The 16,983-nt window shown below is 39.7% G+C and carries 17 protein-coding genes; 13 read left to right on the top strand and 4 right to left on the bottom strand.

The genetic code is table 11. The features are described from left to right. Positions 1 to 24 precede the first annotated feature (24 nt). The 6 genes from IGI97_RS12175 to IGI97_RS12150 all read left to right on the top strand — a co-directional run bounded on the left by IGI97_RS12175 (position 25) and on the right by IGI97_RS12150 (position 4,857). Positions 25 to 492 (top strand): MerR family transcriptional regulator, encoded by a 468-nt coding sequence (locus tag IGI97_RS12175; protein ID WP_002395424.1) that lies wholly within the window; start codon positions 25 to 27, stop codon positions 490 to 492. 130 nt (positions 493 to 622) lie between these two features. Beyond that, a complete protein-coding gene (locus IGI97_RS12170; RefSeq protein WP_002355294.1) occupies positions 623 to 1,375 on the top strand; it encodes an IclR family transcriptional regulator in 753 nt (250 codons plus the stop codon). Positions 1,376 to 1,535: 160 nt separating this feature from the next. After that, positions 1,536 to 2,183 (top strand): bifunctional 4-hydroxy-2-oxoglutarate aldolase/2-dehydro-3-deoxy-phosphogluconate aldolase, encoded by a 648-nt coding sequence (locus IGI97_RS12165; protein ID WP_002395423.1) that lies wholly within the window; start codon positions 1,536 to 1,538, stop codon positions 2,181 to 2,183. 4 nt (positions 2,184 to 2,187) lie between these two features. Further along, the gene (locus IGI97_RS12160) at positions 2,188 to 3,195 is read left to right on the top strand and encodes a PfkB family carbohydrate kinase (protein ID WP_438738711.1); all 1,008 of its coding nucleotides are present in this window, start codon (positions 2,188 to 2,190) and stop codon (positions 3,193 to 3,195) included. 12 nt (positions 3,196 to 3,207) lie between these two features. Then, positions 3,208 to 4,047: a 5-dehydro-4-deoxy-D-glucuronate isomerase gene (gene kduI, locus IGI97_RS12155; protein WP_002355301.1), complete on the top strand. Its 840-nt coding sequence runs from the start codon at positions 3,208 to 3,210 to the stop codon at positions 4,045 to 4,047. Positions 4,048 to 4,068: 21 nt separating this feature from the next. After that, entirely contained in the window at positions 4,069 to 4,857 is a 789-nt protein-coding gene (locus IGI97_RS12150; protein WP_002362994.1) for a gluconate 5-dehydrogenase, read from the top strand. Between the two features lie 60 nt (positions 4,858 to 4,917). Here IGI97_RS12150 and IGI97_RS12145 read toward each other — a convergent pair whose 3' ends face one another. Together IGI97_RS12145 and IGI97_RS12140 are read right to left on the bottom strand one after the other, a co-directional pair. After that, the gene (locus IGI97_RS12145; RefSeq protein WP_002355314.1) at positions 4,918 to 5,118 is read right to left on the bottom strand and encodes a hypothetical protein; all 201 of its coding nucleotides are present in this window, start codon (positions 5,116 to 5,118) and stop codon (positions 4,918 to 4,920) included. Positions 5,119 to 5,224: 106 nt separating this feature from the next. Then, positions 5,225 to 6,706 (bottom strand): peptide MFS transporter, encoded by a 1,482-nt coding sequence (locus tag IGI97_RS12140; protein WP_002355315.1) that lies wholly within the window; start codon positions 6,704 to 6,706, stop codon positions 5,225 to 5,227. Positions 6,707 to 7,522: 816 nt separating this feature from the next. On the opposite strand from IGI97_RS12140, the gene IGI97_RS12135 reads away from it, so the two are divergent. Then, positions 7,523 to 8,110, top strand: a complete 588-nt coding sequence (locus IGI97_RS12135; RefSeq protein WP_104669557.1) for a LysM peptidoglycan-binding domain-containing protein — start codon at positions 7,523 to 7,525, stop codon at positions 8,108 to 8,110. A gap of 69 nt (positions 8,111 to 8,179) precedes the next feature. Here IGI97_RS12135 and IGI97_RS12130 read toward each other — a convergent pair whose 3' ends face one another. Beyond that, positions 8,180 to 8,560 carry a PaaI family thioesterase gene (locus tag IGI97_RS12130; RefSeq protein WP_002361187.1) on the bottom strand — a complete coding sequence of 127 codons (381 nt, stop codon included), beginning with the start codon at positions 8,558 to 8,560 and terminating at the stop codon, positions 8,180 to 8,182. Between the two features lie 110 nt (positions 8,561 to 8,670). Between IGI97_RS12130 and menB the strand changes: the two genes are divergently transcribed. Genes menB through menC form a run of 6 tightly spaced genes read left to right on the top strand, consistent with a single transcriptional unit; the run spans position 8,671 to position 16,015 of the window. Continuing rightward, positions 8,671 to 9,540, top strand: a complete 870-nt coding sequence (gene menB, locus IGI97_RS12125; protein WP_002391106.1) for a 1,4-dihydroxy-2-naphthoyl-CoA synthase — start codon at positions 8,671 to 8,673, stop codon at positions 9,538 to 9,540. Between the two features lie 4 nt (positions 9,541 to 9,544). Then, a complete protein-coding gene (locus IGI97_RS12120; protein WP_002379071.1) occupies positions 9,545 to 11,002 on the top strand; it encodes an o-succinylbenzoate--CoA ligase in 1,458 nt (485 codons plus the stop codon). Continuing rightward, entirely contained in the window at positions 10,999 to 12,366 is a 1,368-nt protein-coding gene (locus tag IGI97_RS12115) for an isochorismate synthase (RefSeq protein ID WP_002407297.1), read from the top strand. The genes IGI97_RS12120 and IGI97_RS12115 overlap by 4 nt, the downstream gene beginning before the upstream one ends. Beyond that, positions 12,366 to 14,099: a 2-succinyl-5-enolpyruvyl-6-hydroxy-3-cyclohexene-1-carboxylic-acid synthase gene (menD, locus tag IGI97_RS12110; protein WP_202489134.1), complete on the top strand. Its 1,734-nt coding sequence runs from the start codon at positions 12,366 to 12,368 to the stop codon at positions 14,097 to 14,099. The genes IGI97_RS12115 and menD overlap by 1 nt, the downstream gene beginning before the upstream one ends. Then, positions 14,087 to 14,911, top strand: coding sequence for a 2-succinyl-6-hydroxy-2,4-cyclohexadiene-1-carboxylate synthase (menH, locus tag IGI97_RS12105; protein WP_185931614.1), 825 nt, complete (start codon positions 14,087 to 14,089; stop codon positions 14,909 to 14,911). Before menD ends, menH begins: the two co-directional genes overlap by 13 nt. Beyond that, positions 14,912 to 16,015 (top strand): o-succinylbenzoate synthase, encoded by a 1,104-nt coding sequence (gene menC / locus IGI97_RS12100; RefSeq protein WP_438738709.1) that lies wholly within the window; start codon positions 14,912 to 14,914, stop codon positions 16,013 to 16,015. It abuts the gene before it with no gap. A 56-nt stretch (positions 16,016 to 16,071) separates the two neighbouring features. Here menC and IGI97_RS12095 read toward each other — a convergent pair whose 3' ends face one another. After that, on the bottom strand, positions 16,072 to 16,770 hold the full coding sequence (locus tag IGI97_RS12095; RefSeq protein WP_002355326.1) for a glucosamine-6-phosphate deaminase: 699 nt from the start codon (positions 16,768 to 16,770) through the stop codon (positions 16,072 to 16,074). Positions 16,771 to 16,983 lie beyond the last annotated feature (213 nt).

Below are 16,983 nucleotides of genomic sequence, written 5' to 3'. Positions count from 1 at the left end.
GATAAGGGAAAGGAAGTTAAACTAATGTGGTCAAAAATGATTCAGCGTTTGTTAAATGAAGAAAATTTGTTGATAGGAATTAGTGAACTAAGTGAAATTGCTGAAGTTTCGCCACGTCAACTTCGTTATTGGGAAGAAAAAGGGTATATTTCTTCCATTGTGAAAGACGCAAACGGTCCACGGAAATATCGGTTACATACAGTCGTCAAAGTGCATTGGATCAAGCGTTTTTTAGATGAAGGATATACGTTACAAAGTGCGGTGGAAAAAGCAGAAGAGCAGCATCGTAATGTGGGGATGACGAAAAAAATCTTTAGTCAAATGTTTCATGGTATCTCAGAAGTTTGTCCCAATTACGTAGCGATTGATTTGGGCGATTTCGATGAAGAACAAAAATTATATGTCGTATTTAATGAAACCACAGAAGTCAGTGAGTATCTTTTAATCCCTAAGGATGCAGATGTTTCTGATGAGTTAAAGAAAAGAAAATAAGAATGAAATAGGACTGGGAGAAAGACCTGAAGTGAAAGTAAAACGTTACTGAATGAATCTTCGAGTTCTTTTTTTCTTGCAATTTCTTTATTTTTCTATATAATTTCTTATATGGAAAAGGAGGGTTTCGATGAAAGAAACAAAACCTTACGGAACAGTCTTGTTAAAAGCGGCTAAAATCATGGACTGTCTAAGTTTACAACCCGATCAAACCTTACAGGAAATTGCAAAGAATACCGAAATGACGGCATCAACGGCAATCAAAATTTTAGAAACCTTAACATTAATTGGCTATGTTCAAAAAGACACGAACAAAACGTACCGCTTAGGAACAAAATTGATTCGTTATGCGAATCAAAGTGTGGAGCAAATCGATTTAGCTGAAATTGCGGTACCTTATTTAGAAAACCTTCAAAATACGGTCGATGAAACCATTCATTTAGGGATTTTAAATAATAATGAAATTCTGTATATCAATAAATTAGAACCGAAAAATCAAACGATTCGCATGTCCTCGAAAGTGGGAATTACTCGACCTTTGTATAATTCGGCCATGGGTAAAGCCGTTTTAGCAGAATTTTCGGAAGAACAAGTGCAACAATATTTAGACACGCAGACATTAATTCCCTATACCGAAAATACGATTACCAATCCCTTGCGTTTGAAAAAAGAATTAAAACAAGTGCAACAAACGGGGGTTGCTTACGATGATGAAGAAATTGAACAAGATATTTTCTGTAGCGGAGTATCTTTAATGAAAGATGGCGAAATTGCGGGTGCTTTTAGTGTAAGCATGCCGAAATATCGTTTGACAGAGGAAAATAAAACGACGATTAATCAAGCCCTTTTAGCAACAAAAGCAGCGATTGAAGCGAAATTATAGTAGAAAAAGAAAGACAAACAAAAGTCGATTGGGATTTTTGTTTGTCTTTCTTTTTTTATTTTTGTAAAAACGTTTGCATTTTCTTTTTTTATCTGTATAATGAAGTTGTAAATTTCTTTATAATAAATATATATTTCTAAATAAGAAATGAGGGAGTCTGTTGAAGCGAGTATCAATTTTACAAAAATTAGAAAATGCTGGCGTAATTGCTGTGGTTCGCGGAAAGACAAAAGAGGAAGCACTAAAAGCTAGTCAAGCCATTGTAGCAGGCGGTATGCGGGGGATTGAGTTAACTTTTACTGTTCCTCAAGCAACAGAAGTGATTCAGGAATTAGTTGCGTTATACCAAGAGAATCCTGACGTAGTCATTGGTGCGGGGACAGTTTTGGATGCTACGACTGCTCGTTTAGCTATTGTAGCAGGGGCTGAATATATTGTGAGTCCAAGCTTCGATGAAGAAACCGCTAAAATTTGCAATTTATATCAAGTTCCCTATTTGCCAGGCTGTATGACCATCACAGAAATGAAAGAAGCACTGAAAAGCGGAGCAGATATTATTAAACTATTTCCGGGAAGTGTTTATGGACCGAGTGTTATTTCGGCATTTAAAGCGCCATTGCCTCAGTTAAATATTATGCCAACGGGTGGTGTCAGTTTGGAAAATATGGCCGAGTGGTTCGCTGCAGGTGTGACGGCCGTCGGTGTTGGCGGTAATCTGTTAGCGCCAGCAGCAACTGGGGATTTTGAAAAAGTTCGTGAGGTTGCCCAAGCCTATATGGAAAAATTCCAAGCAATCAAAGGGGGGTAGGCACATGGGGAAAGTCGTAACATTGGGAGAAATCATGTTGCGTTTGTCCACGCCTGTCGGAATACGCGTAGCACAAACAGAAAATTTCGCTGTACATTACGGCGGTGGTGAAGCGAATGTAGCGATTTCGTTAGCGAACTATGGCCACCAAGTGATTTTTGCTAGTAAAGTGCCCGATAATTCATTAGGAGAAGCCGCCAAAAAGCATTTAAGTCGTTATGGGGTTTCAACGGAATTTGTACGAACTGGCGGAACACGTCTAGGAACGTATTACTTGGAAACTGGTACAGGAGAACGAGCAGCCAGTGTTGTCTATGATCGCGTCTATTCAAGCTTTGCTCAAATCGAAGAAATGGAATGGGACTTACATGAGCTGTTTTCAGGAGTAGAGATCTTTCATATTTCAGGGATTACAGCGGCGTTATCAAAAAATTGGCAAAGTATGACGGTTGCGTTAGTTAAAGCAGCGAAGCAAGCAGGGTGCCAAGTAAGTTTTGACATTAATTATCGAGGGAAACTTTGGTCCCAGAAAGAAGCGAGCGTGGCATTGAAGGCCATTCTTCCATTTGTTGATATTTGTTCAGCTGGGGTATTAGATGCTCGTTATTTATTGGAGATTCCAGAACCAGAGGAAGAACTTGAAGACGCATTAACGTGGTACTACCGGAAAATGCAAGAACGTTATCCCAACATTCAAGTATTTTATTCAACCAAACGTCAAGTTCATTCAGCGACAGATAATGAATTAATCGGAACGCTATGGTACAAAGGTGTGTATTATACGTCCAAATGTCATCGATTACAACCGATTGTTGACCGTATCGGTGCCGGTGATGCGTTTGCTGGTGGGGTTTTACATGGTTTATTAGCTGCCTATGATCCACAAACCTGTATTGATTTTGCGACAGCGGCTAGTGCGTTAAAACATACTGTCCATGGTGATTGTAATCAATTTAGTCAAAAAGAAGTCCTTGCTTTTTTGGCAACGGGCTCAGGAAAAATAAATAGATAGGAGATTTTAGTTATGCAAAATATGGAAACACGTTATACACATAGTCCGGCGGATATCCGTCACTATTCAACAGAACAATTGAGAGATGAATTTTTAGTAGAGAAAGTTTTTATTCCAGGTGCAATCAGCTTAACCTACACACATAATGATCGGATGATTTTTGGTGGTGTGACACCGACCACAGAAGAATTAGAAATTATTTTGGACAAAGAATTAGGGGTTGACTATTTCTTAGAACGCCGTGAACTAGGGGTTATTAATATTGGGGGACCAGGCTTTATTGAAATTGATGGCGCCAAAGAAACAATGAAAAAACAAGATGGCTATTATATTGGGAAAGAAACAAAACATGTTCGTTTTTCTTCAGAAAACCCTGATAATCCAGCGAAATTTTACATTAGTTGTGTGCCAGCACATCATAAATATCCCAACGTAAAAATTAGTATTGATGAAATTACCCCAATGGAAACGGGTGATCCATTAACATTGAACCAACGTAAAATTTACCAATACATTCATCCGAACGTTTGTGAAAGTTGCCAGTTACAAATGGGCTACACCATTTTAGAACCAGGTAGCGCTTGGAATACAATGCCTTGTCATACACATGAACGTCGTATGGAAGCGTATGTTTATTTTGATATGGAAGAAGATACGCGGATTTTCCACATGATGGGTAAACCAGACGAAACGAAACATTTAGTAATGAGTAATGAACAAGCAGCCATTTCACCAAGCTGGTCAATTCATTCTGGGGTTGGTACAAGTAATTATTCCTTTATTTGGGCCATGTGCGGAGAAAATATTACGTACACAGACATGGATATGGTTGCAATGGATCAATTAAAATAAACCAAAGAAAGAGGAGAAAACATGGAATTTAAAATGAATGATTTTCAATTAGATGGAAAAGTAGCGTTAATTACAGGTGCTGTTTATGGGATTGGCTTTGAGATTGCGAAATCCCTAGCTGAAGCAGGAGCAACAATTGTTTTTAATAACTTATCTCCTGAATCAGTTGAACAAGGCTTGGAAAATTATCGGGCCGCAGGGATTGAAGCACGTGGTTATGTGTGTGATGTCACTGATGAAGAGCAAGTTCAAGCGATGGTCGCTCAGATTAAAGAAGAAGTCGGCTCTATTGATATTTTAGTCAATAATGCGGGAATTATTAAACGAATTCCAATGGTGGATATGTCAGCAGAAGAGTTCCGTCAAGTGATTGATGTTGACTTGAATGCGCCATTTATTATGGCAAAAGCGGTTATTCCAGATATGATTGAAAAGGGTCATGGCAAAATTATCAATATCTGTTCAATGATGAGTGAACTAGGTCGTGAAACAGTTAGTGCGTACGCGGCAGCAAAAGGCGGACTAAAAATGTTAACGAAAAATATTGCTTCTGAATATGGACAATATAATATTCAATGTAATGGGATTGGACCTGGCTACATTGAAACGCCACAGACGGCGCCATTAAGAGAACCAGGGCATCCATTTAACGAATTCATCTTGGGACGAACACCTGCTAATCGTTGGGGCACACCAGCAGACTTAGCTGGCCCAGCAGTTTTCTTAGCATCTAACGCTTCTGACTTTGTTAACGGACATATCTTATATGTCGATGGTGGAATTTTAGCTTATATTGGAAAACAACCATAATAAATAAGTAAAGGAGCGAGACTAGCAATCTCGCTCCTTTTACTTATGGCTAGCCTTCTACTAAAAACTCACATAAAAGAAAGAAGCAATCGCCACAGCAAATGAAATAATAGCAAACACTAAACTACTCCATAGTCCTAACAGAATAAATGGTGAGGTTCTTTTACCGCCCTCTTTCTTTAAATAGGAAAATGTCCGTCCAGTAACAATGAATTGCCAGATACTAATCAATAAAAAAATACCGCCAATTAAGTAACGCATGTCCTCGTCCTCCTTCTATTTAGTATACCACTTGATGAAAACGTTATCAAAACGCTGTATAAAAAAGTTGCCTTTCAAAAAAGAGAAAGGCAACTTTTTTGACGGTTTAACGGACGTCACCCATTAAGTTTTGGATTGGTTTTTTCACAATGAATAAGAGAATCCCAGCAACGACAGCTACAAGTCCGACAATCCCAAAATATGCTGACTCTGTTCCAGGTGTATAGAAACGAGCAATTTGAGCGTTAATGGCTTGTGAAGCGGCATCTGCTAATAACCAAATAGCAACGGTTTGAGCTTCGAAAGCTTTCGGTGCTAATTTTGTAGTAATCGATAAGCCAACGGGAGATAAACACATTTCTCCGACAATCATAATGAAGAAACTAAAGAATAACCAAAGTGGACTCACCCGTCCTTCGGTACCATAAAGTAGACCTGGCAACATTAATAAGACGAAGGAAAGACCAGCAAAGACTAGCCCTAGTGAAAACTTCACAACTGTTGACGGTTGACGTTTACCTAGTTTTGTCCATAATGTAACAAAAATAGGGGTCAAAATAACTACGAATACAGGATTTAATGATTGGAACCAGCTAGCGGCAATCGGGAAGCCAAACAAACTCGTTTGCGTCCGTTCATTTGCAAATAGAGCAAGAATAGACGAACCTTGTTCTTCCAATGACCAGAAAACAATTGCTGCTAAGAATAATGGCAAGTAAGCCAGAACTTTTGGTTTTTCTTCAGCAGTGACATCTTTAGACGTTAACATTTTGCTGAAATAATAAACAGGTAACAGGATTCCTAACACGCTGATGGTATTAATAAAGAAATCAATTGTTAAATGTCCTGTGACATAGGCGCCACCAAAAATAAGTAAAGCAACGACAATTGCTAACATAAATGCTTTAGCAAATTTCTTTTGCTCTTCTTTAGACATTGGATTAGTTGGGGCCTGACCAATCCCAGCCAGAGATTTACGTCCTTGGAAATAATATTGTAGTAACCCGAAGAACATCCCAACTGCGGCAACGGAAAAGCCTAAATGATAATTATATTCTTGTCCTAAGGTTCCGACAACAAGGGGAGCGATTAAGGCTCCGATATTAATCCCCATGTAAAAAATGGAGAAGCCTGCATCTCTACGTAAGTCAGTTTTTGAATAAAGATGGCCAACCATCCCTGAAACGTTTGGTTTTAACATCCCAGTCCCAAATACAATTAACATAATAGAAACGAATAAGGCGGGGACACCAAATGGGGTAGCGAGAACAATATGTCCAGCAATGATTAACAAACCACCAATAAAAACAGTTTTCCTTGAACCTAAGACACGGTCAGAGACCCAACCGCCAATGATACTGGACATGAAAACCATTGATCCATAAATGGACATGATGGCTAAGGCAGTTGCTTTGGGGAGACCTAAACCGCCATTGGCTACGGTATCGTAAATGTAATACATTAGAATAGCACGCATGCCGTAGTAACTGAAACGTTCCCACATTTCTGTGAAGAACAGTGTTGCTAGTCCTTTCGGTTGTCCCAGAAAGGATTTGTCTAATTTCTCAAGTTGTTCTTTGTCACTCATAGATAAAACTCCAATTCTTATAATATTCAGAATATTTGATAATAAAATGACTTAAATGTAGATTCATATATTTTATTACTCATAGATTGGAAAATAGAAAGAGAAAAAACTGATTATGTTTTTAAATAACAAGCGTTCGAGTGATTGTTTGTTTTTTATTCGTGAATTATGATAAAAATGAATATTTATTCTGCTTTATTTTCAATACTTTGTTTTCACAGTCGTTTTAGCTGTTCCTTTTTTGAATAAGATTAAAATGAATAAATAACAAGCAAAATATAAGATTTTTTTGTTTAACTCTTTTTGTTTCAATAGGAAGTGCTTAGTGTTTTTTCAGAATCGAAAAATGAATACGATAAAAAATTTAACTATATAATAGAAGGAAAAATAAAAATAGTGAATGATAAAAAAATTCAAAGAAAACACCTGTTCTTTTTAGGCGTGAGTTTTTGAAAAAACATTCTCATGTCTAGTATCTTTAACATTTTGTTACTTTTTGACTGAAACGAATGTAAAAAAACCGACATTTAAGGGCTAATCAAGGGTTGGAAAACGGTTTCTCAAAAATAAAATCCTGTTTTTTTAACTTTTTTTCGCAAAATATAAACAGGATAATATCAAGCTTCCAGCAGCTTTTTATTACAAAATGTAACAAAACCGACATTCTAGTAATAAATTGTCACGAGATATTCACCTACGGCCGGCCATTCGATGATAAAGTATGTGAAGTCGTTTCGATAAAGCGAAGCAGACGTGGTTGTTGCCGAGAGCTAAGAGCAACAATCAAATATTTTTAATTACAAAGGAGAAACATACATGAAATCAATCAAAACGATTTTACTTGGAACAACTTTGGCCGCAGGTTTAGGATTATTCTTAGGAACAGACGCAAACGCAGAAAGCTTATATACAGTTAAAGCAGGAGATACTTTATCAACAATTTCTCATCAATTTGCAGGAGACAATAGCTTAATTCAAAAAATTGCTTCTGATAACAAATTGCCAAACCTTGATTTAATTTTTGAAGGAGAACAATTAGTTATTCGTTCAGAAAAAGAAGTTGCTAATACTCCAGCACCAGCTGTAGAAGTTGCACCAGTTCAACAAGTAGTTGAACAACCTGTTGCACAACCAGTACAACAACCTGTTGCTCAAGAAGTAGCGCAACCAGCAGCACCTGCCGCAAGCAGTGATGCAAAAGAGTGGATCGCACAACGTGAATCTAGTGGTTCTTACGATGCAACAAACGGTCAGTATATCGGTCGTTACCAATTATCTGCCTCTTATTTAAATGGTGACTATTCACCTGCCAACCAAGAACGCGTGGCAGATCAGTACGTAGCAGGTCGCTATGGTTCATGGGATGCAGCTAAATCATTCTGGTTAGCAAATGGTTGGTACTAAAATTAAATAAACGAAGTAATCTAATTACTTATTAAAAACCATAAACAAAAAAACAGTAACCTGTAAAGATTACTGTTTTTTTTGTCGATTTGTTAAGGTACAACGCCCCACGCTCGTCAATTGGTGGTCTGCGTTATAAATTTTTGCTTCCCAAACTTGAAGGGTCTTTCCCGAGTGATCGGGTGTCGCAATCACGGTAAGGCTACCATCATGGACACTACGAAGATGATTTACTTGTAAGTCTATGCCGACAGCAAAAGTGTTTTCAGGAACGTTTTCGTTCGCACCTAAACTACAGGCAGTTTCAATTAAGACGCCGTTTAAGCCCCCGTGGACAAGGCCATAGGGTTGTTTATGCACGTCTTTTACCGCTAAAGTAAGCTGACATTTCTCAGCAGAAACGTGTTGAATCGTGATGCCTAAATACTCTAAAAGATGAATAGTAATCAGTCCTTTCTAATAAAAGAGAGAATAAAAGGTTTTTTATTTATTATACAGGAATGAAGAAAATTTGAAATAGCCATGTTTTTTCTTAAAATTCAAGCGACTTTTTCTCTAAAGTGCCGATTCTTGTGTATAATAGAAAAGATGAGATTAATGAAGGAGGTTTCCTAATGAGAAACTGGACAACAATTAAAGAATATGATGAAATTTTATTTGAGCAAGCAGGCAAAGTAGCAAAAATTACTATCAACCGCCCGCATGTTCACAACGCATTCACACCAAAAACAGTCATGGAAATGATTGATGCATTCAACATTAGTCGTGATAAAGAAGATGTCGGGGTTATTATTTTAACAGGCGCAGGTGACCAAGCATTCTGTTCTGGTGGCGATCAAAAAGTTCGAGGTAATGGTGGTTACGTTGGCGAAGACAACATTCCACGTTTAAATGTGTTAGATTTACAACGGTTAATCCGTGTCATTCCCAAACCAGTCATCGCAATGGTGAAAGGCTGGTCCATTGGCGGCGGCAATGTTTTACAATTAGTTTGTGATTTAACAATTGCGGCGGAAAATGCTAAGTTTGGGCAAACAGGACCAAATGTCGGTAGCTTTGATGGTGGATACGGCTCAGGTTACTTAGCGCGTGTTATCGGCCATAAAAAAGCAAAAGAAGTTTGGTTTATGTGTAAACAATATTCTGCCCAAGAAGCCTTAGATATGGGTTGGATTAATACCGTTGTTCCATTGGATCAAGTAGAAGATGTGACAATGGAGTGGGCAGAAGAAATGTTAACCAAAAGCCCGATTGCTTTACGGATGATTAAAGCCTCTTTAAATGCCGATACAGATGGTTTGGCTGGTGTGCAACAATTAGCTGGTGATGCGACACTTCTTTACTATACAATGGCTGAAGCACAAGAAGGCCGAGATGCATTTAAAGAAAAACGGACACCAGATTTCGATCAATTCCCTAAATTCCCATAAACCAATGACTTGGTTAAATAAACAAGTACAAAAACGTCCCGATCATCCTGCTTTTTATTTTCAGGATGAATCTTGGACGTTTTTAGAAGTGCAACAAGAAGTCAGCCATTGGGTAGCCACATATCAACAGGTGCTTGCACCAGAAGAAAAACGTGTGGCTTTATTCAGTAAGAACAGCAAAGAGTTGTATTTTTCAATTCTAGCCTTATGGGAATTGGGGAAAGAGTTATTATTTTTAAATACGCATTTGACACTTGCTGAACTGACTTTTCAGTTAAAAGATGCGCAAGTTAAAACGATTATTGGTGCGCCTGAAACGCAGGCTTTGTTAGAGGAGATTTCTTTTGTCGACGTTCAGCCAATGATTAAAAAACAGCATAGTCTTTCACATCAGGAGTTTCAACAGCCAAGTGACTTAGAGTCGGTGGCTTCTATTATGTATACATCTGGAACTACAGGACAGCCTAAAGGGGTCTTGCAACGGTTTAAAAATCATTTGGCCAGTGCTAGAGGCACCCAAGAAAATATGGGGATTACTGCTGAAGATTGTTGGTTGTGTGCAGTCCCATTATTTCACATTAGCGGATTGTCGATTGTTGTTCGACAACTCGTCTTAGGTTGTAGTATTCGCCTTTACGATAAATTTGATGAACAGCAAGTGACACAAGATTTACAAGAAGGCCGTGGAACCGTCATTTCAGTGGTTGCGACAATGTTACAACAATTATTGTCTGTCTATCCTGAAGCTGGCTACAGCGTCAGCTTTAAAGGAATGCTATTAGGCGGCGGACCGATTGCTCTGGATAAATTAGCGCAGTGTGAGGAAAAAGGGATTCCAGTCATTCAATCTTATGGGATGACGGAAACGTGTTCGCAAGTTGTTGCCTTGAAATTTGAAGATGCGGCACTGAAAATCGGCTCTGCTGGGCAACCGTTAAAAGATATGCAGATCAAAATTGTTGATGAACTAGGACAAGAACAGCCAGAAAAGCAAGTCGGGGAAATTTTACTTAAGGGACCAAACGTTGTTTCAGGTTACCTTAACCAGCGTCAACCTGAAAAATGGACAGCGGATGGTTGGTTTAAAACAGGCGACATGGGCTATTTAGATGCACAAGGTTACCTGTATTTGGTTAGTCGTTTAAGTGAACTCATTATCTCTGGTGGTGAAAATATTTACCCCACTGAGGTTGAACAGGTGTTACAGGCGATAACAGGAATTAAAGCAGCGGCAGTTGTAGGAGAACCAGATGCGCAATGGGGAGCCGTCCCAGTTGCATATGTGATTAGTGACCAAGAAATCACCTTAGCGCAAATTCAAGACCAGTGTTCACGAAAACTGGCAAAATATAAACGACCGAAACGCATTTATTTTTGTCATTCTTTCCCGCAAACAGCAAGTGGAAAGATTGCCAAACATCGTTTCATGACAGAAGAAAGAGAGGCGTTTTTAATCAGATGAAATTGCCTGATGAATTACGACAAGCCTATCAGAAGAATGCCCGTCAGTTCAGTTGGGTTTTTCCATTAGAAACAGAACAAACAGCCTTGGCAATTTTTGCCGCTGGTGAAAAGGCATACCAAGGAGAACGTTTTTTTTGGCAAACGCCGAAAAAAGATTTTGCTTTGGTTGGCTTCGGATATGAAACTATCTTAAAAGGCGCAGAAACAGAAACGCATCAATTGAACAACTTTTTAAAAAAAGAGGCGGCAACTCGTTTTCAAAATATGTCTATTTCTGGTACGGGGGCTCTTCTGTTTGGCGGTTTGCCTTTTGATACAGAACAAACGCCTACTGAGGCCTGGGGAGAGTTAGGGGAAGGTTGGTTTTATCTACCAAGTATTCTATTTACTTTTTCAGGTTCACGTATTTATGGAACGCTGAACTTTTCAGGTTCTAGTGAACAAGAAGTCGAGGAACGTTGGTCGACTTTGGTGGCTCAGTTTGATCGCTTGTTAGCTACCTGTGAGGAGTTGCCAGCTGTAGCGGAAACAAAGATTGACAAGGAAGAAGTTGCCGTGACTGAATGGCTACAAGCTGTCAACGAAACAGTAGCAGTCTTAAGAGAAGATGGCCCTTTAAAAAAAGTGGTTTTGGCTCGACAACTTGCTGTGAGCAGTCCTGAAAAAATTCGAAGTAACCAAGTGCTCGTTAATTTAATGGCACAACAACAAAATACGTATTTGTTTGCTTTAGAAGCCAAAGACACAAGTTTCATTGGTGCAACACCAGAACGACTTCTGTTGGGTACTAAAGAAACGTTTGCGACCGCTTGTATTGCAGGAACCATTAAAACGGGTCAAACACCAGAAGAAACGAAAGCTTTAGGAGCACAACTTTTACAAGACCGCAAAAATACCGGAGAACACCAAATTGTGGTGGAACGTTTAGCGAAAGAGTTGGCAAAGATGACGACTTCTGAAAACAGTATTCAAGCACCCATTATTTTGGAAAATCGAGATGTACAACATCTTTATGTGCCAATCTCGGGTCAACGTAAACCGGGAATTTCGTTTTTGGAAAGTGTGATGCAGCTACACCCAACGCCAGCTTTAGGTGGTGAGCCCAAAGAGTTGGCAGTCGAATGGATTCGACAATATGAGCCAGGGAGTCGTGGGTTATATGGTGCGCCAATCGGTTGGATTTCAGGGAATGATGATAGTGGCGAGTTCGCTGTGGCCTTGCGTTCAGGTGTCTTTGCTGGTCAGCAAGGCGTTCTTTATGCAGGTTGTGGTATTGTTGCGGATTCCCAAGCAGAGCTAGAAAGAGAAGAAACGAAAATAAAATTTCAACCGATGTTACGAGGAATTGGAGGGCAGGTTTAATGAATCATCAAGAAACAATGACCGATTATTTAACGGCCTTTATTGAAGGCTTAAAAAATAGTGGGGTTGAACAAGCAGTCATTAGTCCAGGGTCCCGTTCCACACCACTGGCTTTATTACTTCATCGGGAAACCGCAATCCAAACTTTTGTCGATGTCGATGAACGTTCCGCTGCTTTTTTTGCTTTAGGATTAAGTAAAGCGAGTCAAAAACCAGTGGTCTTACTTTGTACCTCTGGAACAGCAGCTGCAAACTATTATCCAGCAATTTGTGAAGCCAATATTAGCCATGTGCCTTTAGTCGTTTTAACAACGGATCGGCCGCATGAGTTACGTCAAGTTGGTGCTCCTCAAGCCATGGACCAATTACAAATGTATCAAAATCACGTGAAATTATTTGTTGAAATGGCTTTGCCAGAAGCAACAGAAGAGATGTTGAATTACGCCTATTGGCAAGGCGCTAAAGGAGCAGCTTTCGCGCAACAAACGCCTGCAGCACCTGTTCATTTGAATTTTCCTTTGCGGGAACCATTATTACCTGACTTAGAGAGAAAAACAAAGAGTTCTCAACAAACGGCTTTATTCGCTGGTCAATCAATCCTTTCTACAGAACAAGTGCAACAGTTAGCGGATCAATGGTACCAGAAAAACGGCGTTTTGGTTGTCGGTGGCAGTCATACAGAGGAAGAAGCGGCGTTATTTATTCAATTAGCCGAAGCTTTGCAATGGCCGTTACTAGCGGATCCTTTAGCAAACATTGTGACACATGGGCAAAATAGTGAAGTTGTTATTGCACACAGTGATCTGTTTCTAAATGTGGCGACCTTGCCACAAGAACCAGAAGTGGTAGTGCGTTTTGGTTCGCTGCCAATTTCTAAAAACATCATGTTATGGTTGAAACGCTTAGCAACGACAGAGACTGCTTTTTATTTTGTGGACGAAAATGGGCAATGGCAAGAGCAATTGAAAAAATCACAAACAGTTATTCAGGCAAAGGAAACCACGTTTGTAGAACAACTGCTAACGGTTGTCAAACCAACAGAAGCGACTTGGTTAGCACAATGGCTCCTGCTGGAAAAAACGGTCTCTGAAGTTCTTCTAGAAACGCTGAACGCGACAGAATTAAATGAAACAACAGCCAGCTTAGCTGTTCACCAAACGATGAAAGAGAACGGTCAGTTATTTGTATCTAATAGTATGGCTATCCGCTACTTAGATCGATTTATGGATAGTCGCCCTTATCGGATGTTTGGAAATCGCGGCATCAACGGGATTGATGGGATTGTTTCAACTGCTTTAGGAATGAGTGCCGTAGCACCGACACAGCAAAACGTTCTACTGATTGGTGATTTAGCACTATATCATGATATGAATGGTTTATTTTTGGCTAAACGTTATCAGTTGCCGTTAACAATTGTTTTATTAAATAACAATGGTGGCGGGATTTTCTCTTTTCTATCTCAACGAACTTTACGTGAGGACGATTTCGAGCCTTTATTTGGAACACCGCTTGATTTAGATTTTTCGTTAGTTGCTGAACTTTACGGTGCTTCGTACCAAGAAGTCAAAACAATCGCGGAGCTCAAGCAAATTTTACAAGCAGCGGCTGAAGAACCACAATTTCAAGTGATAGAAGTCAAAGGAAATCGCCAAGAGAATGTTCATTTGTACGAATCAATTTTAGCTGAAATTGGTAGACGAGTAGAAAGACAGGGGATTTCATGGAACGGTTAATTCGGGGGATGCAGTACCATTATCAATGGTTAACACCTTTTGATGCAAAGCGAACGACAGTAGTCTGTTTACACGGTTTCACAGGAACGTTAGCCACGTTTGCAGCCGTTTTTCCCAGTCAAACACCTTATAACGTTTTAGGAATTGACTTACCTGGGCATGGCGCGACTGCTAGTTTGGTAGCACCAGAGCGTTATACCATGAAACAGGTTTGCCATGATCTTGCTGAACTAACCGAATCGCTAAATTTGCCTTGCTTTTGTTTATTAGGCTATTCAATGGGCGCTCGAACAGCTTTAGGTTTTGCATTACATTATCCACAAAAGGTACAGCATCTTTTATTGGAAAGTGGATCGCCAGGTTTGGCCACCGCCGCAGAACGTCAGACTCGTATCTGTCAAGATCATCGTTTGGCGGAACGTCTCTTAGAGGAACCGCTGGTGGATTTTATTGATTTCTGGCAAGAATTACCGTTATTTCAAACGCAAAAAGCCTTGCCTGTGGCACAGCAAATGGCCATTCGTCAGGAACGTTTGAGCCAATCGGCCTTTGGGTTGGCTAGTAGTTTGTGGTATATGGGTACAGGAGCGCAAGAGAGTTACTGGGAACGTCTAGCAGAATTGCAGCCGATTCCTACCGATTTATTGGTAGGCGGCGAAGATCAAAAATTTATTGGAATTGCGAAAAAAATGCAGGCACGTCAACCGTCGTTGAGGCTGACAATTTTTCCTGAAGCCGGACATTGTATCCATTTGGAACAACCAACGATTTTCTATGAAAAGGTGACAGCGTTATTGGAAGGAGCTATCTGAATGAACATTCAATCAATTGAAACCTATCAGGTTCGTTTGCCTTTAAAAACGCCGTTTGTCACGAGCTATGGTCGCCTGGAAGAAAAAGCGTTTGATCTATTTGTAATAACGGATGAGCAAGGAAATCAAGGGTTTGGCGAATTAGCGGCTTTTGAGCAACCTGATTATGTGCAAGAAACGTTGGTAACCGAACGCTTCATCATCCAACAGCATTTAATTCCGTTACTTTTAACAGAAGCGATTGAACAGCCGCAAGAGGTTTCAACAATTTTTGAAGAAGTTAAAGGGCATTGGATGGGAAAAGCTGCGTTAGAAACTGCCATCTGGGATTTATATGCCAAACGGCAACAGAAGAGTTTAACTGAATTTTTTGGACCAACGCGGAGGAAAATTCCTGTAGGGATTAGTTTAGGGATTCAAGAAGACTTACCTCGATTGCTTAAACAAGTTCAGTTAGCTGTAGAAAAAGGGTATCAACGAGTGAAGCTGAAAATTCGTCCCGGTTATGATGTGGAACCTGTTGCTTTGATTCGTCAGCATTTTCCTAACTTGCCTTTAATGGTCGATGCAAATTCAGCGTATACATTGGCAGATTTGCCTCAATTGCAACGTTTAGATCACTATCAATTAGCGATGATTGAACAGCCTTTTGCTGCAGATGATTTTTTAGATCACGCACAATTACAAAGAGAACTGAAAACAAGAATTTGTTTGGATGAAAATATTCGTAGTCTCAAAGACTGCCAAGTGGCGTTAGCATTGGGTAGTTGCCGTAGTATCAATTTGAAGATTCCTCGTGTAGGTGGGATTCACGAGGCGTTGAAGATTGCCACATTTTGCCAAGAAAATAATTTATTGGTTTGGTTAGGTGGCATGTTTGAGTCTGGTGTTGGACGCGCATTGAATTTGCAATTTGCGTCACAGCCTACCTTTTCCTTTCCAGGTGATATTTCAGCCACGGAACGCTATTTTTATGAAGATATCATCACTGAACCTTTTGTTTTAGAGAAAGGGACAATGACCGTGCCTCAGGGACTTGGTATTGGTGTTACACTTTCCCAGACGAATTTGCTAAAATACAGTCAGTATCAAAAAATCATGTAATGATAACAAAATTGCGCCTATGACTATGCAGAGAAGCATAATCTAGGCGCAATTTTTTATTTTTCTAATTGACTCGCTGCGGCTTCATCCAAGAGAACCGTTAAATTTGGGTGGAGTTGAAGAATAGAAGCAGGATACGTTTCTGTGACAGGTCCTTGGAGCACTTGTTTGACCATCTGAGCTTTTTGTTCACCATTTACAATTAGGACAAGGTGCTTAACTTTCATGATGCTGGCTGGCCCCATCGTAACAAAGGTCATGCCTGGCTGCATCATTTCAGGAACAAACCAAGGCTCTGAACCAGTGACGGTCACTTGATAGGTTTCATTTTTAAAATGAGTGGTAGTGGGCATGTTCCCACAAAAATGACCATCTGCTCCTAAGCCAATTAACATCAAATCTAAGCCGCCTGCGTCAGCAATCCGTTGTTCTTGTTGTTGAAAGTTTTCAACAGTTAATGGATGGATGTTTTGCTCGGATATTTCCGCAGGTGTCAAATACAGCGTCCGCAAATCTGTCAGAGTAATGCCTTCCTTTTGATGAGGAACGGGGATTTCATCAAAGTTATAATAATGAACATTATCAAAGTCAGATGAATTTTTCACAATCGAGGCTAATTTTTGGTAAACAAGTGCTGGCGTTTTACCAGCGGTAATTGATAAATTCACTCGTTTATCTTGGCTCATCGTGCTTAGAAGTAACATTTTTGCCCATTCGCTCATCGTGTCGAAATCTTGTTTAATTAAAATTTTCATACTTGCTCACTCCATTCTTTGAATAAGCTAAGTATAATTTGTGGGAACCATCCCATGTCAAGCTCTTCACAAAAAGGATTTAATTAACGGTAGGCAAAAGAAAGAGGAGCAGCCGTCAAAACGATGGCTGCCCCTCTTTTTAAAACTTAAGATAACCTACAACGAGTTAACTTTTTAGCTTTCTGTTCCACTTGCTCCAACGCTGGTCTAAAC

This window comes from Enterococcus sp. DIV2419, from assembly GCF_051711865.1.
GTDB lineage: Bacteria > Bacillota > Bacilli > Lactobacillales > Enterococcaceae > Enterococcus > Enterococcus faecalis.
Note: the sequence above shows the minus strand (reverse complement) of the source record. Positions and strands in the feature narration are given on the sequence as shown.